This window comes from Mumia xiangluensis (assembly GCF_010994095.1).
In the GTDB taxonomy this organism is placed as follows: domain Bacteria; phylum Actinomycetota; class Actinomycetes; order Propionibacteriales; family Nocardioidaceae; genus Mumia; species Mumia xiangluensis.
The window spans coordinates 288,333-304,528 of record NZ_WJYO01000003.1 but is presented as its reverse complement, the minus strand read 5'-3'; the positions used below and the strand labels follow the sequence as shown (position 1 = coordinate 304,528).

Sequence of the window (16,196 nt, the reverse complement as noted above, 5' to 3'; positions counted from 1 at the left end):
GTCACCAGTCCTCGGCGTCCGCGGCGAGCTGGGCCATGCCGTGATTGACGATCACCGCGTCACGTGCGTCTGAGCCGTCAGAGGCGAAGAAGAGATCGATGCGGCGTGTCACGTCGTCGTGCTCGATCTCCGCCAGATAGTGCTCGGCAGCAGCGGCGAAGAATGCCGATCGGGACATGCCGCGCTCGGCGGCTTCGGCGTCGACGCGCTCGAACAGCCGGTCAGGGATCGAGATGGCGGTCTTCACGCCTGGAGTATAACCTGGTATGACCGGTCAGATCCAGCGCTGGAACCACATGCGGTTCAGCCACTGGTCGTGGGTGATCAGGATGTCGGTCCAGATCGGGAAGAACCACGCGGACAGCGCGAGCGTCACCGCCACGTAGACCCCGAGAGCGACGGCCACCCACCGGCGTCGTCGCCGCGAGGCCGACCGCGGGCTGCGCAGGAGCCGCCCCACCACCAGCGCGATCGCCGCCACCGTGAACGGGACGAACGCCGTCGCGTAGAAGAGGAAGATCGGACGGTCGTCGTAGGCGAACCACGGCAGCCACGCCGTGAGCACGACGAGGACGACGATGCCGAACCGCCAGTCGCGGTCGCGCAGCCAGAACCACCCCGACGCGAGCAGCGCGACGAGGCCGCCCCACCAGACCGCGGGGTTGCCGAGGATCAGGATCTGACGGAGGCACGTGTCCGTCCCGGTCGCAGCACACCCGGCGGTCGAGGCGGCGAGGTCGGTCTGCGCGTCGACACCGACCGGGCGGTTGAGGACGAGCCAGCCCCAAGGGTCGGACTGGTACGGGTGGGACTTGCCGGCCAGGTAGTCGCCGGTGTGGAACGAGTAGACCATCTGGTGGTAGTGCCACAGCGACTGCAGCGGCTGGATCAGCTCGCCGAAGAAGCCCTTGTCGGACTGGTCGACGTACGACCCCCAGGGTGCCGCGTCGCCGTAGCCCATCCCGAACCGCGCCTCGAACACCTCGTGGTTCATCAGGAAACCGGTCCAGGTGATCACGTAGACGAACAGGGCGACCACCACGAGCGACACGAACGCCGGCAGGCCGTCGACGAGGATCGACCGCCACCACGCACCCCGTACGCCGATCGCGTTGCGGTCGATCGCGTCGAGGACCCAGACGACGACGCCGACCACCGCCAGGACGTACAGGGCGCTCCACTTCGTCCCCACGGCCAGCCCGAAGCACACGCCCGCGGCGAGTCGCCACGGCCGCAGCAGCAGCATGCGGACGGGACCGAACCCTGAGACGACCTCCGTGTGCTCGAAGCGACGCGCCAGGCGCGTGCGCCCCCACTCGCGGTCGGCGACCACACACGCGAGGGCGCACACCAGCCAGAACGCCAGGAACACGTCGAGCAGCGCCAGGCGAGACATGACGAGGTGCACGCCGTCCACGGCGAGCAGGAGCCCGGCGAGGCAGCCAAGGGCGGTCGAGCCGCTCATCCGGCGCACCATCCTCGCGAGGACGAGCACGGTGAGCGCGCCGACGACGGCCGCGGAGATCCGCCAGCCGAACGAGTTCATGCCGAGCAGGTGCTCACCGATCGCGATCATCCACTTGCCGACCTCGGGATGGACCACCTGCGTCGGCTCGCCGGTCCACAGGCCGGTCACCTGACCGGCCTCGACCTTCGCGTTGGCGCCCTCGACCCAGTCCTGCGCGTAGCCGAAGTTCAGCAGCGACCAGGCGTCCTTCGCGTAGTAGGTCTCGTCGAACAGCAGCCGCGGCGGGTACTCGAGGCGCCAGACGCGCGCCGCGAACGCGAGCAGCGCGATCGCCAGCGGGCCGAGCCATCCGGCGAGCCGGGGGGAGTCCGCGATCCGGGACCGGAACCGTTCGCTCAGCGGCGGCAGCTCGTCCCCCTCGGGTGTACGGCCGAGAGGGACCGCGGGGCGCTCGCTGACGGGGCGCTCTTGGTCGACGGTCACGGACACGCCGCCACCCTAGCGGCCTGCCCGTAGGCTGATCGCGTGCTGATCCTCGCCGCGACACCCATCGGCAACCCGGCGGACGCGTCGCAGCGTCTTCGCGACCTGCTCGCCGACGCCGACGTGGTCGCGGCAGAGGACACGCGCCGGCTGCACCGCCTCGCCTCGGACCTGGGCGTACGGATCGGTGGCCGCGTCGTCTCCTACTTCGAGGGCAACGAGGCACGGCGTACGCCTGAGCTGGTCGCCGACCTCGAGGCCGGCCGCACCGTCCTGCTCGTCACCGACGCCGGGATGCCGAGCGTCTCCGACCCGGGCTACCGGCTCGTGGCCGCGGCGGTCGAGGCCGAGGTCGACGTGACCAGCGCACCGGGCCCGTCCGCCGCGCTCGCCGCGCTCGCCGTCTCGGGGCTGCCGGTCGACCGCTTCACCTTCGAGGGCTTCCCACCGCGCAAGACTGGAGAACGCGACCGCGTGCTCGGCGCGCTCGCCGACGAGCCACGCACGATGGTCTTCTTCGAGTCGCCGCACCGCACCGCCGACACCCTCGACGCGATGGTGGTCGCGCTCGGCGAGGGTCGCCGTGGGGCCGTGTGCCGAGAGCTCACCAAGACGTACGAGGAGGTCCGGCGCGGGACTCTCGCCGAGCTCGCCTCCTGGGCCAGGCCCGAGGGTGACGACGAACGGGTCCGCGGCGAGATCACGATCGTGGTCGAGGGCGCTCCCGCGCGCGAGTACGACGAGGAGACCCTGCGCGACCTGGTGGCAGCCGCCGAGCGGGGCGGGATGTCGCGCAAGGACGCCATCGCCGACGTCGCCCGCCGCACCGGGGTGCGACGACGCGCTGTGTTCGACCTCGTGCACCGCTGAGTCAGCGCACGCGCAGCTTCACCGGCTTGCTCCGGCTGGACTTCGCGGCGCTCTCCAGCTTGTAGAGACCCACGGGTGCTCCCGCGGCGATGAAGTGGGCGCGAATCTTGTAGGTGCCGCGCCGCAGCCGGGCGAGCTTGACCGTGACCTCCTTGGTGAAGCGGCCACGCTTCCAGGTGCCCACCCGCTTGCCGTCGGCGGTGACGACGACCGTGCCCACGACCTGGTGCCACTTGATGCCGCCGGGCACCGAGACGCGCACCGTGACCTTCGCGCGCTGGGTGCGTCGGATCGACGTCGAGCGCAGGGTCGCCGTCGTACGAGAGACGCGAGGAACGACGGTGATCGGTGTTCGGGCGTTCGACGGCGCGGCGTAGCCCGGCGCCACGGAGGGCTCGAACGACGCCTCGATCTGACGCACCACGCTCAGTCTGCGCGGGAGGCGCACGGCGGCGGCACCGGAGGCGTTCACGGCGGCGCTGGCATCCCACCCGACGGAGGGGCACAGGTCGTCGCCGTCCTCGCACTGCGGTCCGGCGCTGAAGTGCACGGTCCCGGCCACCGGACCGCCGTCAGCAGCCGTGACCTGGGCCGTCGCGGTGATCGCGTCGGTCTCGCCGAATCGTGCGCTGCTCCGCGAGAGTGCCAGCGTGGTCGTCGTCGTGCTCCGCGCCACCTCGGCGCTGCGTGAGTCGATGCTGACCGGGGCGTACCCGGGACGTGACGCGGTCAGGCGGACCCGCAGGGACTTGCCGCGGTCAGCGTCGGCGATCGTGTAGCTCTGACCGGTAGCGCCGGGGATGGCGACCCCGGAGCGGAACCACTGGTAGCCGAACGTCAGGAGGTTGGCCGGGTAGTTGAAGAGACCGTGGAGCGACCTCACCTTCACGGTGTTCCCGACCGTCGGGAACAAGGGATGGGCGACCGACGGAGCAAAGCCGCGCGACCGGATCGTCGCGGGGACCTTGAGAGTGATGGGCGTCCGGTCGGCCCTCACATAGATCCGTGACGTGCGCCAGGCGCTGCCGATCCCACGGTGCTTCAGGGTGTGCCAGCCGGGCTGGAGCTTGAGGAGGTCCGTCCGGTACGCGGTCGCGTGCGCCCGCCACCGGCCGCCGCTGACTCCGTCCGCCGTCCGCCGGAAGTAGAGCTTGCCCTCCACCGGCTGAAGGCCGCGGTCGTCCTCGAACGTGACCCTGGGGTTGCCTGCGGCGGGGAGGACCGTGCGGTGCCCTCTCGAGACCTTGCCGTCCTTCACGGTGAAGGACTTGCCACCGGTCTTGGTGAGCGTGCGGGCGTGTCGTTCGCCCTCCCACGAGGGCGTGCCGCCGAACCAGCGGTCGGCGTGGGTCCCGCGCATCGCGAGGAGCCGGTACTTGCCTGCAGGGAGCCGCTTGATCGAGAACCTGCCCTTCTTGCTGGTGATCGTCGAGCCCACGTGGACCCACCGACCGGTCGACGGACTGCGACGGTACGCGTAGACCAGGGTGTCGATCCGGCCGCCGATGTCGGCCAGGATCACCTTCCCGGTGATCGTCGAGGTCCCCTTCGGGGCGGCCGTCGCCGGTGGCGCGGCCAGCAGCAGGCCGGCGACCATCGCCGCGGCAACCAGCATCACCGGCGTTCTGAGGGATCGGCGGAAGTGAACGGAACCAGCCATGACGACTCCTTGCGGGCGATTGGACAAATGGTGGCACAGAGCGGGGCCACGCTGCCTCCAGCAGCGGGCGAGGACGGGCGTTCGCGCCCTGTATCGTGTGAGGTCGTCCGCCGCTGACGTACCGCGTGCTGGACGGCGACGACCATGACAGAGGAGCTCGTATGAGCGATGCCGATGGCCTGCTGCTCCCCGAGGGCACCCGGCTGGTCCACATCGGCCCGCACAAGACCGGCACCACGGCTGTCCAGCGTGCGTTCCACCTGAACCGTGACGCCACCGCCGAGCACGGCGTCGTGTACGCGGGCCGCGGCCTGCAACCGTACGCCGAGGTCCGCTCGCTGATGCCCGGTGCCGGCCGGCTCGGGTCGCGACATGGTTCGGTCAGGACCTGGGAGCGTCTCGTCGCGTCGATCGACGCGGCCGGCGACGACCGCGTGGTCCTGTCCTGCGAGTCGCTCGACGGGGCGTCGGTCGACACCGCCGCGCGGGTCCGTGACGACCTCGGCGCCGATCGTGTCCACGTCGTGCGGATGGTGCGCCGGTTCGACCGGCTGCTCCCGTCGTCGTGGCAGCAGTCGCTGACCAACGGCAGGCAGCAGTCGTACCTCCGCTGGATCGGCGACGTGCTGTCGAAGCCGGACCACAACTTCTGGGAGCGTCAGAACTACACCGACCTCACCATGAAGTGGGCCGAGGTCGTGGGTCCCGAGAACGTGACCGTCGTCGTGGTCGACGAGACCGACCGGCGGTGGCTGCTCGACGTCTTCGAGGACATGACCGGTCTGCCCCGCGGGACGCTCAAGGCCGGCGACAGCCCCGACAACCTGTCGCTGAGCCCGGGTGGGGCCGCTGCGATCAGGCGGGTGAACAGGATCGCGCGCCAACGCCGCTGGGCGGCCGAGACCCACCTGAGGCTGATCCGCAACTCCGCCGTGCGCGGACTCAAGCTGCCGGCCCCGGCTGCCGGAACCCCGAAGCTGATGATCCCCGAACGATGGGTCGACGCCGTCGTCGAGGCCAGCAACCGCAACGTCGAGGCGCTTGAGTCCCTCCCGGTCCGCGTGATCGGTGACCCGAGCACGCTGCGGCTGGACGCCGGCACCGTCCGTTCACTGCCCGACGACCAGCTGCGCGAGCGCTTCGCCACGTCGTCGCCCCGCTCGGTCGCCAACGGTGTCGCCGCCGTCGCCGAGCGTGCGCGCAAGGGCCCCGCCAAGCCGATCGTCGCCGACCCCGACGGCGACCCAGCGTCGCTCAGGCACCTGCGGCTGACGCGCAACGACGACCCCGGGGTGGGCGAGACGGCGAGGCTCATCGCGCAGCGGGCGCGACGTCGGGCGCGACGGCGTACGCCCGATGCCGGCGCGGGTGCCACGACCTCCCGTGTCGACCCGCCCGTCGTGGACCGCGCAGCCCGCGGCGGCGTCGTCCTCACCCTGGGCGCCCCCGAGCTCGCCGCGTCCCGGGGATGGCAGCGCCACGTCGAGGCCGGCGGCGTCGACACGTACGACGACTGGCTGGCCGGCCGATCTAGCGCAGACCCGACCAGCGAGGGACACCACGAAGGCCGTCACGTCCGCCCAGAGCTGCGCTACGAGGCCGTCGTGCTCGACGCGATCGAGGCAGCCGGTGCGGAGCAGGTGACCGTGGTCGTCGCTGACGCCCCCGCGCCCGGTCGCGATCTCACCCTCGTCGAGCTCGAGATCGTCCGGGAGCTCAACCGCATCGCCGGCACGGCGGGGTGGTCCGCCGAGGAACGTGCACGGTTCGTCGTCGGCGGCGTCGTCGAGCCGCTGCGGGCTCGCAGACCCGCACCCGGTGAACGGCCCGTGGCCCTCCCGGGCTGGGCGCACCCCGAGATCGCCGCGTCGTCGCGGGCTGCGGTCGACGTGCTGCGCGAGCGTGGTGTGACGGTGGTCGGCCGCGTCGAGAGTCTGCTCGCCGCGGCCCCCGCCGCCCCGGGCCCAGAGGCTGCGCCGGAGGTGAGCGCGGGGCTGGCGGCAGCAGCCCTGGTCGGTGCCATCGAGGCTGCCGGCGTCCCCGAGATCGACGACGCACGCAGGCAGGCGTGGCGTGCGCGCGAGGACGACGCCGTACCCTCCGTGCGCGACCTCGTCTCTCGCCTCGCCGGCCGGCGTGACAGGCGGTCCCCGGCGCGTTGACGGGCGTGTAGCCTGTGGTTTCGTTCATCCCGACTGATAACAGGAGCTGGACACGATGGGGCCTGCCGGCACGGGGCCTGCCACGGCGGCGGACGCCGAGGTCTTGCGTCTGGTCGACGCCGAGGCGCAGAAGCGGCTGTGGAGCAGGGACGCTCGTCGTCGCGTCGCCGGCGCCTGGGTCGAGGCGGGTGCCGACCCGCACAGCATCGAGGGAGACACGACCGTCTCACCCGAGAAGGTCGCGGCCGCCGTCGCCGTCGTAGTCGCCGAGGCGCTCCAGCGGGAGCACGCTCCGCTCGTGCCCGACCCCGCCGACGCCGGGTCCGAGGACGCCGCCGACCTTCCTGTCGGGAGCCGGCCGCCGTCGCAGCTCGGGTTCGCCCAGCTGTCCGACATCCTCGCGCGCCGGGTGCTTCGCGGCGGAGGGAAGCGATGAGCGACCTGCTCCTGCCCGAGGGTGTCCGACTGGTCCACATCGGTCCGCCGAAGACCGCGACGACCTCGCTCCAGGCCTCGTTCCACGCTGCTCGTCCTCAGCTCGAGGAGCACGGCGTCCACTACGCGGGCCGCCGGCGCCACGAGATGCTCGCGGTGGTCGCCGCCGTCGGCGGCAAGGGCTTCCTCGGTGGACCGGAGCCCGATCTCACCGAGTGGAACGCGCTGCTCGCCGACATGGAGGCCGCCGGCCGACAGCGCGTCGTGCTCAGCAGCGAGTACCTCGCCCAGGCGCGCCCGCAGAAGGTGCGTCGCCTCGTCGACGAGATCGGCCGCGAGGACATGCACGTCGTCCTGACGCTGCGCCCGCTCGACCGGCTCATCCCGTCGCAGTGGCAGCAGTACGTCCAGACCGGCTACGACATCTCGTACGACGAGTGGCTCCGCGAGATGTTCAGCGACGAGCCGCGCAAGGGGCTCACGCCGACGTTCTGGGTCCGCCACCGTCACGACCAGCTGACGAAGCGCTGGGCGGACGTCGTCGGTCCGGAGAACGTCACCGTCGTCGTGCTCGACCCGCGCGACCACGAGCTCGTGCTGCGGGTGTTCGAACAGCTCGTCGGGCTCCCCGACGGCCTGCTCGAGCTCCAGCAGGACCTGTCGAACCGGTCGCTCACGCTGGGGGAGGTCGAGGTCGTCCGCGAGTTCAACCGGCTCTACCGGGAGGCGGAGTGGCCCTCGTCGGCGCACTTCCACTACCTCCGCAACGGCGTGATCAACGAGCTGCGGACCCGGCAGCCCGGCAAGGACGAGCCGAAGATCGTGACGCCCGCCTGGGCGCAGGACCGGATGGCCGCACTCACCGAGACGATGGTCGCCAACCTGCGCACGTCCGGCGTACGGGTCGTCGGCGACCTGGACACCCTCGTGGCCGAGCCGGCGGCGGCCGACGCCGCCGAGCAGCCCGAGTCGGCGAGGCGGGTGTCGGCCGAGGTCGCCTCGCTCGCGATGGTCGGGGCGATGGCGGCGACGGGAGACCCCAAGATCGACGCGAGCCGTCGTCGCGCGTGGCGCCCGGTCGACGACCTGACGACGCGAGAGCTCGCAGGTCTGCTCCGCCGCCGGCTGACCACCCGGCACGACAAGGGCTGACCCGGATCGGACTCGCCCATGAGTGACCTACTGCTGCCGGAGGACGGACTGCTCCTCCACGTCGGACCGCACAAGACGGGGACGACCGCGGTGCAGAGCGCGTTCTTCCGCGCGCGTCGGGCGCTCCGAGCCGAGGGGGTCAGCTATCCCGGCCGCTCTCGCACGCCGACGCAGGCGGTGATCGCCGTCACCGGGGGCTCGCCGATGACCGGTGAGCCGCCGGTCGACATCCGTGACTGGCAGCGGTTCGTGGCATCGGTCCCCGAACGGGGACGGGTCGTGGTCTCGAACGAGTTCTTCGCCGACGCCCAGGGTGCCGCGGTCGAGCGGGTCGTCACCGATCTCGGTCGTGACCGCGTCCACGTGGTCGTCACGTTGCGCGCGCTCGACCGCATCGTGCCGTCGCAGTGGCAGCAGTACGTCCAGAACGGCCGACGAGGCTCGTGGCGCCGATGGCTGAAGGGGATCCTGCTCGACGACGTCCCCACCAGCTCCCGGTTCTGGGTGCGGCACCGCCACGACGTCCTCGTACGCCGTTGGGCTGACGTCGTCGGTCCGGACCGGGTCACGGTCGTGGTGGTGGACGAGAGCGACAGGTCCGCGCTGCTCCGGGTCTTCGAGGCGATGGTCGGCGCACCCGACGGCGTGCTCGTGCCCGAGCCGGACCGCCTCAACCGGTCGCTGACCCTGCCGGAGGTCGAGCTCGTCCGCGCCCTCAACCGCGAGTTCCGCGCGCGCGACTGGGATCCTCGCGACTACCGGCGGTTCGTCCGGATGGGGGTGAACCAGATGCTCAAGAGCGCGCCGCCCGATCCGGACGCCTCACGCGTGGAGCTGCCGCGGTGGGCCATCACCCACCTGCGCGACGTGAGCCAGGAGATCGTCGTCGACCTTCGCGCGAGCGGTGTCCACGTGGTCGGCGAACTCGACTCGCTCGTCGTGGACCCGGCCCGCTCGCCGAGGACTCGCGGCGCCCACCCCCGTACGACGTCGCTCCCCGCCGACGTCGCCGCTCGCGCCGTCGCGGGAGCGATCGAGGCCGCGCTCGAGCCACAGTCCGGTCTGAAGCCGATGCTGCGTCGTGCGCGCCAGCTGCCACCGTCCGAGATCATCGAGCGAGTCCTGCCGCGCGGGCGGCGCGGCTGAGGTCGTCGGCGCCTCCGTAGGATGGGCGCCATGTCGAAGTCTGTCCTCACCGCGGTCGCCTGGCCCTACGCCAACGGCCCGCGCCACATCGGTCACGTGTCCGGGTTCGGAGTTCCTTCCGACATCTTCTCCCGGTACCACCGCATGATGGGCGACCGCGTGCTGATGGTGTCGGGCACCGACGAGCACGGCACCCCGATCCTGGTCCAGGCCGACGCCGAGGGCTCCACCGCGCGGGAGCTGGCCGACCGCTACAACCGGGTCATCGTCGAGGACCTCGCCGGGCTCGGCGTCTCGTACGACCTCTTCACCCGCACGACGACGCGCAACCACTACGCGATCGCGCAGGAGATCTTCGCCGGCCTGCACCGCAACGGCTACCTCGTCCCGAAGGTGACGACCGGCGCGATCTCCCCGTCGACGGGCCGTACGCTCCCGGACCGCTACATCGAGGGCACCTGCCCGATCTGCGGGTACGACGGTGCGCGCGGCGACCAGTGCGACAACTGCGGCAACCAGCTCGACCCCGCGGACCTGCTCAACCCACGCAGCAAGGTCAACGGCGAGACGCCGAAGTTCGTCGAGACCGAGCACTTCTTCCTCGACCTCCCCGCGCTCGCCGAGGCGCTGACCGAGTGGCTGAAGTCGCGCACCGACTGGCGTCCCAACGTGCTGCGCTTCAGCCTCAACCTCGTCGAGAACCTGCGACCGCGTGCTGTCACCCGCGACATCGACTGGGGTGTGCCCGTCCCGCTGCAGGGGTGGGACGACCGCACGGACAAGAAGCTGTACGTGTGGTTCGATGCGGTCATCGGCTACCTCTCGGCGTCGGTCGAGTGGGCCGTCCGCTCCGGCGACCCCGAGGCGTGGCGCGAGTGGTGGACCAACCCCGATGCCGAGTCCGCCTACTTCATGGGCAAGGACAACATCACCTTCCACAGCCAGATCTGGCCGGCGCTCCTGCTCGGCTACCGGGGTCTCGGCAGCAAGGGCGGCGAGGCAGGTCCGCTCGGCGAGCTGGAGCTCCCGACCGAGGTCGTGTCCAGCGAGTACCTCACGATGAGCGGCTCCAAGTTCTCGACCAGCCGCGGCACCGTCATCTACGTCGGTGACTTCCTTGCTGCGTTCGGGCCCGACGCGCTGCGCTACTTCATCGCCGTCGCCGGACCGGAGAACCAGGACGCCGACTTCACGTGGGAGGAGTTCGTCCGCCGGACCAACTTCGAGCTCGCCAACGAGTGGGGCAACCTCGTGAACCGCTCGGTCTCGATGGCACACAAGAACTTCGGCGAGATCCCTGCACCGGGGGCGCTCACCGACGCCGACCAGGCGTTGCTCGACACGGCCGCCGCGGCGTACGACGTCGTCGGCGGGCACCTCGCGCGCAGCCGCTTCAAGCAGGGCATCGGCGAGGCGATGCGGGTCGTGACCGCCGCCAACCGCTACCTGTCCGACATGGAGCCGTGGAAGCTCAAGGACGACCCCGAGCGGCAGGCCACCGTGCTGCACACCGCGCTCCAGGTCGTCGCCGACGCCAACACGCTGCTCACCCCGTTCCTCCCGCACGCGGCGCAGCGGGTCTTCGAGACCCTCGGCGGCACCGGCGTGTGGGCGGCGCAGCCCGAGGTCCGTGAGGTGGTCGACGACATCCCGGCGGACCCGATCGGCGTCGGCATCCCCGACATGGGTCGCTCCTACCCCGTGATCACCGGCGACTACAGCGTCGAGCAGGCAGCCTGGCGCCGTACGCCGATCGTCGCGGGCACCGCGCTGTCCAAGCCGTCGCCCCTGTTCGCGAAGCTCGATCCCTCGCTCGGCGAGACCGGACCCGACTGGGCCCCGATCGTCCGCGCGGACACGGTCGACAGCGCAGAGGATGCCCCGGCGTGAGCCGCGACGGAGACCGGCCGCCGCTCCCGGAGGCACTGCCCGGCCCGGTGGTCGACAACCACTGCCATCTCGACATGGACGACTCGGCCGAGCAGCTCTCGGTGCTCGACGCTCTCGCGCGTGCACGTGAGGTGAACGTGACGCGGATCGTGCAGATCGGCTGCGACCTCCCTGGCGCGCGGTGGGCGGTGGCGGCTGCGGAGGCGCACGACGTGATCATCGCCGGCGTTGCGCTGCACCCCAACGAGGCGCCGCGCCTGGCCGCTGACGGCGAGCTCGACGCCGCACTCGCGGAGATCGAGTCCCTGGTCGCCTCCAGCCCGCGCGTCCGTGCCGTGGGGGAGACCGGCCTCGACTACTTCCGTACGGGGGAGGACGGTCTCGCTGCGCAGCACGAGTCGTTCCGCGCCCACATCGCGATGGCGAAGAAGCACGACAAGACGCTGGTCATCCACGACCGGGACGCCCACGCGGACGTGCTGGCAGTGCTGGACGAGGTCGGCGCTCCCGAGCGCACCGTCATGCACTGCTTCTCCGGGCACGCCGACTTCGCGCGGGCGTGCGTCGAGCGCGGGTTCTGGCTGTCGTACGCCGGCACGGTGACGTTCAAGAACGCCCAGCCCGTACGCGACGCGCTCGCCGTCACGCCGATGGACCGGATCCTCGTCGAGACCGATGCCCCGTTCCTCACACCGACTCCGCACCGCGGCAAGCCCAACGCCTCGTACCTCGTGCCAACCACGGTGCGGGCCATGGCGCAGGTGCTCGATGCCGACCTCGCCGACCTGTGCGCCGCGATCGACGCCAACACCGACGCGGCCTTCGGCGGCACCTGGGGCTGAGCGCCGGCGCCCGTCCGCGCCGCGCCGCCCCGCCCCGCCCGTCCGCGCCGCGCTGCCTGTCCGCGCCGCGCCGCCTGTCCGCGCCTCCCCGCCCCCGTTCCACCCTCCCCATTTGCGTGGCTCCCGTGGCAAACCCCTCTCGACCACCGCAGATTTGCGGGGCACGGCCGGTATTTGCGACGGGAGCGTGGCAAACGCGGACCGCGGCCCGACCTGCGGAAACCACACGGCCGTAAGTTCCCCGAATCCACGTGACCCACGTCACGGGGGTTGGGTTTCAGGTCACGATCTGGTTACTCTGCCGAGAGTTTTTGTCTCGTCCCCACCCCCAGGGAGCCCCGTGCGTACCCGCCTTGCCCTCACGACCGTGAGCACGGTCGTCGTCGCCGCCATCGTGGCCGGCGTCCTTGCGTTCACCGTGCTCAGCAAGACCGTCACCCTCAGCGTCGACGGGAAGGAGACCCAGGTCCGCACCTTCGGCGGCACCGTCTCCGACGTCCTCGACGCCGAGGGCATCGAGCTCGGCGACCGCGACGTCGTTGCTCCGTCGGTCGGCGCCAGCGTCAAGGACGGCACCAAGGTCGCCGTCCGCTACGCGCGCAAGCTCGTCCTGACCGTCGACGGCACCGCCACGACGTACTGGACCACGGCCCTGCAGGTCGACGACGCGCTCTCCCAGCTCGGCATCCGCCCGCACGCTGCGGCGGAGCTCTCGACGAGCCGCTCCGCGACTGTTCCGCGTGCCGGTCTCGCGCTGACGATCACCAGCCCGAACAAGATCCGGCTGGTCGCCGACGGCGACAAGAAGAACGTGTACGCCGCCGGCGAGACCGTCGCCGACGCGCTCGCGAGCCTCGGCATCACCCTGGGCGCCCTCGACGAGGTCGACCCGAGGCCGGCCACCGCGCTCAAGGACGGGATGCGTGTCCAGGTCGTCCGTGTCGCGAAGACCGTCCGCACGAAGACCGAGACGGTCGACTTCAAGACCAAGGTCCGCGAGGTCGACTCGATGAAGGCCGGCAAGGTCGACGTCGTCCGCAAGGGCAAGCCGGGCACCGCGAAGGTGACCTACGAGATCGTCCGCGCGGACGGCAAGGTCCGCAGCCGCAAGGTGGTCAAGACGGTCGTCCTCACGAAGGCGGTGGCCCAGATCGAGCGCCACGGCACCAAGCCCGACACGCCGTCCATCGACCCGGGCGACGGCTCGGTCTGGGACCGCCTCGCCCAGTGCGAGTCGGGCGGCAACTGGAGCATCAACACCGGCAACGGCTACTACGGCGGGCTGCAGTTCAACCTCGGCACGTGGCGCGCCTACGGTGGCCAGGGCTACCCGCACGAGAACTCGCGCGAGCAGCAGATCGCGGTCGCCACCAAGCTCCGCGACGCCAACGGCGGCAGCTACGGGTCCTGGCCGCACTGCGCCGCCCAGCTGGGGCTCCCGACCTGAGCGGCGACGTACGCCTCCTGGGCCCCGGCGACATCCGCTCGCTCGCCGAGGCGTTCGACGTCGTCCCGACGAAGAAGCGGGGACAGAACTTCGTCATCGACGCCAACACGGTTCGGCGGATCGTGCGTGCGGCCGGTGTCGGCGAGGACGACGTCGTGCTGGAGATCGGGCCGGGCCTGGGGTCGCTGACCCTGGCGCTGCTCGACCAGGTGCGGCACGTCGTCGCGGTCGAGGTCGACGAGCGGCTCGCGGGCGCGCTCCCCGGCACGGTCGAGACCTTCGCGCCGAGCCGCGTGGCTGACCTCGACGTGCTCCACGCTGACGCGCTCCAGGTGACCGAGCTGCCGGGACCGGCGCCGACCGCGCTGGTCGCGAACCTGCCGTACAACATCTCGGTCCCCGTCCTCCTGCACTTCTTCGAGCTCGTCCCGAGCATCGAGCGCGGTCTGGTGATGGTCCAGTCGGAGGTCGCCGACCGCCTGGCGGCCGGGCCAGGGTCGCGCACGTACGGGGTGCCGAGTCTGAAGTCCGCCTGGTACGCCGACGTCCGTCCCGCAGGACGTGTGGGTCGCAACGTGTTCTGGCCCGCTCCGAACGTCGACTCCGGGCTCGTCGCGTGGACGCGTCGCGAGCCTCCGGCGGGTGCCGACCGGAAGCGGGTCTTCGCGGTCGTCGACGCCGCGTTCGCGCAGCGGCGCAAGACCCTGCGGGCTGCGCTGGCCGGGATCGCCGGCGGAGCCGATCGCTCCGAGGCTGCGCTCGTGGCGGCGGGTGTGTCGCCGCAGGAGCGCGGCGAGCAGCTCGACCTCGCAGCCTTCGTCCGGATCGCTGCGGCGCTCGACGTGGCAGCCCCGGAAGCCACCGACACCGGACGATAGGTTGAGCCGGTGCGTACGACGACCGCGCGGGTGCCCGCGAAGATCAACCTGTGTCTCGGCGTCGGGCCCCGACGCGACGACGGATACCACCCGTTGGCGACCGTCTACCAGGCGGTCGACCTGTGCGACGAGGTCCGGGCGACCGAGGTCGACGACGACACGGTGACGGTCCGTACGCAGTTCGCCGGCGACGGCACGCGTGAGCAGGCGCCGGTCCCGACCGGCCCCGACAACCTCGCCGTACGCGCTGCGCTGGCGCTGCGCGAGGCGTTCGGCGTCGATGCCGGTGTGTCGCTCGCGATCCGCAAGGCGATCCCGGTGATGGGCGGCATGGCCGGCGGTTCCGCGGACGCGGCTGCGGCGCTGGTCGCGTGCGACGCGCTCTGGGGGACGCAGGCGAAGCGGCGCGAGCTCGAGGAGATCGCGGCGACCCTCGGCTCGGACGTGCCGTTCCTGCTGCACGGCGGGACGGCGCTCGGCGGTGGTCGAGGCGAGGAGGTCAGCCCGGTGCTGGCCCGCGGCCGCTTCCACTGGGTGTTCGCGATCGCTGACCACGGGCTGTCCACGGCGCAGGTGTACGCCGAGTACGACGTGCTGCACGCCGACTCCCCGCCGCCGATGCCGGAGGTCCCGCAGGCGCTCCTCACCGCGCTCGCGGCGGGCGACGCCACGGGGCTCGGCCGTGCCCTGTCGAACGACCTCCAGGCTCCTGCGCTCGGCCTGCGCCCGGAGCTCCAGCGGGTCTTCGAGGTGGCGGAGGAGGGGGACGCCCTGGGGGCGCTCGTCTCAGGCTCGGGGCCGACGGTGATGGTCCTCGCGGAGGACGCGAGCCACTCCGAGGAGCTGGCACGCCTGCTGCTCGCGACCGGCGTCTGCGCCGACGCCGTGCAGGCCTCCGGCCCCGAGGCCGGCGCGCACCTGATCTGACCGCGTGCGTGCCGTGGACGTGGACGTGGACGAGAACTAAGCGCTCGCTTAGTATCGGCCCATGCCGACTGACCTCTTCTCCCTCGAAGGCCGCACCGCACTCGTCACCGGTGGGTCACGCGGCATCGGCCGCATGATCGCCGAGGGGTTCCTCGCCCAGGGTGCCCGTGTCTACGTCACCGCGCGGAAGGCCGAGGCCTGCGACCGAGCAGCCGAGGAGATGTCTGCGCTCGGCACCTGCGTCTCGCTGCCGTCCGACGTCTCGACCACCGACGGCGTACGCGACCTCGCGGAGCGCTACGCCGCGCTCGAGGACTCGCTGGACATCCTCGTGAACAACGCCGGAGCCGCCTGGGGCGCGCCGTACGCGGAGTTCCCGGAGGGCGGTTGGGACAAGGTCATGGACGTGAACGTCAAGGCGCCGTTCTTCCTGACCCAGGCGCTCACCCCGCTGCTCGCGAAGGCAGCCACGGACCACCCGGCGAAGGTCATCAACATCGCCTCGATCGACGGACTCTCGCTCAACGCCGACGAGACGTACTCGTACCACGCGAGCAAGGCCGGTCTCGTCCACCTGACGCGCAAGCTCGGGGTCCGGCTGGCTCCGGACAACATCGTCGTCAGCGGCATCGCGCCCGGCGCGTTCGCGTCGGAGATGAACCGTACGGCGCGCGACCACGCGGACGCCGTCGCCGCGAGGATCCCAGCGGGTCGCATCGGCACACCCGCGGACATGGCGGGAGCCGCGATCTTCCTCGCGTCCCGCGCCGGGGACTACGTGGTCGGCGAGACGCTCGTCGTCGACGGCGGCGTCACGCACGCGCGCTGAGCCGCCG

At 71.6% G+C, this 16,196-nt stretch carries 14 protein-coding genes; 11 read left to right on the top strand and 3 right to left on the bottom strand.

The window, feature by feature from the left end; all coding sequences use genetic code 11:
* Nucleotide 1: 1 nt before the first annotated feature.
* Nucleotides 2–247, bottom strand: coding sequence for a ribbon-helix-helix protein, CopG family (locus GH747_RS11735; RefSeq protein WP_163695542.1), 246 nt, complete (start codon nucleotides 245–247; stop codon nucleotides 2–4).
* A 27-nt stretch (nucleotides 248–274) separates the two neighbouring features.
* Entirely contained in the window at nucleotides 275–1,957 is a 1,683-nt protein-coding gene (locus GH747_RS11730) for a dolichyl-phosphate-mannose--protein mannosyltransferase (RefSeq protein WP_149769763.1), read from the bottom strand.
* 36 nt (nucleotides 1,958–1,993) lie between these two features.
* On the opposite strand from GH747_RS11730, the gene rsmI reads away from it, so the two are divergent.
* On the top strand, nucleotides 1,994–2,821 hold the full coding sequence (gene rsmI, locus GH747_RS11725; RefSeq protein WP_149769762.1) for a 16S rRNA (cytidine(1402)-2'-O)-methyltransferase: 828 nt from the start codon (nucleotides 1,994–1,996) through the stop codon (nucleotides 2,819–2,821).
* A 1-nt stretch (nucleotide 2,822) separates the two neighbouring features.
* Here rsmI and GH747_RS11720 read toward each other — a convergent pair whose 3' ends face one another.
* Entirely contained in the window at nucleotides 2,823–4,481 is a 1,659-nt protein-coding gene (locus tag GH747_RS11720; RefSeq protein ID WP_149769761.1) for a hypothetical protein, read from the bottom strand.
* A gap of 161 nt (nucleotides 4,482–4,642) precedes the next feature.
* On the opposite strand from GH747_RS11720, the gene GH747_RS11715 reads away from it, so the two are divergent.
* The 10 genes from GH747_RS11715 (at nucleotide 4,643) to GH747_RS11670 (ending at nucleotide 16,189) form a co-directional block, all read left to right on the top strand.
* Entirely contained in the window at nucleotides 4,643–6,643 is a 2,001-nt protein-coding gene (locus GH747_RS11715) for a hypothetical protein (RefSeq protein WP_149769760.1), read from the top strand.
* Nucleotides 6,644–6,698: 55 nt separating this feature from the next.
* A complete protein-coding gene (locus tag GH747_RS11710) occupies nucleotides 6,699–7,079 on the top strand; it encodes a hypothetical protein (protein ID WP_149769759.1) in 381 nt (126 codons plus the stop codon).
* Entirely contained in the window at nucleotides 7,076–8,230 is a 1,155-nt protein-coding gene (locus tag GH747_RS11705) for a hypothetical protein (protein WP_149769758.1), read from the top strand. Before GH747_RS11710 ends, GH747_RS11705 begins: the two co-directional genes overlap by 4 nt.
* Before the next feature lie 18 nt (nucleotides 8,231–8,248).
* The gene (locus GH747_RS11700) at nucleotides 8,249–9,376 is read left to right on the top strand and encodes a hypothetical protein (protein ID WP_149769757.1); all 1,128 of its coding nucleotides are present in this window, start codon (nucleotides 8,249–8,251) and stop codon (nucleotides 9,374–9,376) included.
* Nucleotides 9,377–9,406: 30 nt separating this feature from the next.
* Complete coding sequence (gene metG, locus GH747_RS11695) at nucleotides 9,407–11,266, top strand: methionine--tRNA ligase (protein WP_149769756.1); 1,860 nt, start codon at nucleotides 9,407–9,409, stop codon at nucleotides 11,264–11,266.
* Nucleotides 11,263–12,108 carry a TatD family hydrolase gene (locus tag GH747_RS11690; RefSeq protein WP_205602911.1) on the top strand — a complete coding sequence of 282 codons (846 nt, stop codon included), beginning with the start codon at nucleotides 11,263–11,265 and terminating at the stop codon, nucleotides 12,106–12,108. The genes metG and GH747_RS11690 overlap by 4 nt, the downstream gene beginning before the upstream one ends.
* A 367-nt stretch (nucleotides 12,109–12,475) precedes the next feature.
* Nucleotides 12,476–13,555: a resuscitation-promoting factor gene (locus tag GH747_RS22430; RefSeq protein WP_163695539.1), complete on the top strand. Its 1,080-nt coding sequence runs from the start codon at nucleotides 12,476–12,478 to the stop codon at nucleotides 13,553–13,555.
* Nucleotides 13,552–14,433, top strand: a complete 882-nt coding sequence (rsmA, locus tag GH747_RS11680; protein WP_149770056.1) for a 16S rRNA (adenine(1518)-N(6)/adenine(1519)-N(6))-dimethyltransferase RsmA — start codon at nucleotides 13,552–13,554, stop codon at nucleotides 14,431–14,433. Before GH747_RS22430 ends, rsmA begins: the two co-directional genes overlap by 4 nt.
* Nucleotides 14,434–14,442: 9 nt before the next feature.
* Nucleotides 14,443–15,360 carry a 4-(cytidine 5'-diphospho)-2-C-methyl-D-erythritol kinase gene (locus GH747_RS11675; RefSeq protein ID WP_149769754.1) on the top strand — a complete coding sequence of 306 codons (918 nt, stop codon included), beginning with the start codon at nucleotides 14,443–14,445 and terminating at the stop codon, nucleotides 15,358–15,360.
* Nucleotides 15,361–15,421: 61 nt separating this feature from the next.
* Nucleotides 15,422–16,189, top strand: a complete 768-nt coding sequence (locus GH747_RS11670) for an SDR family oxidoreductase (protein ID WP_149769753.1) — start codon at nucleotides 15,422–15,424, stop codon at nucleotides 16,187–16,189.
* Nucleotides 16,190–16,196: the final 7 nt, after the last annotated feature.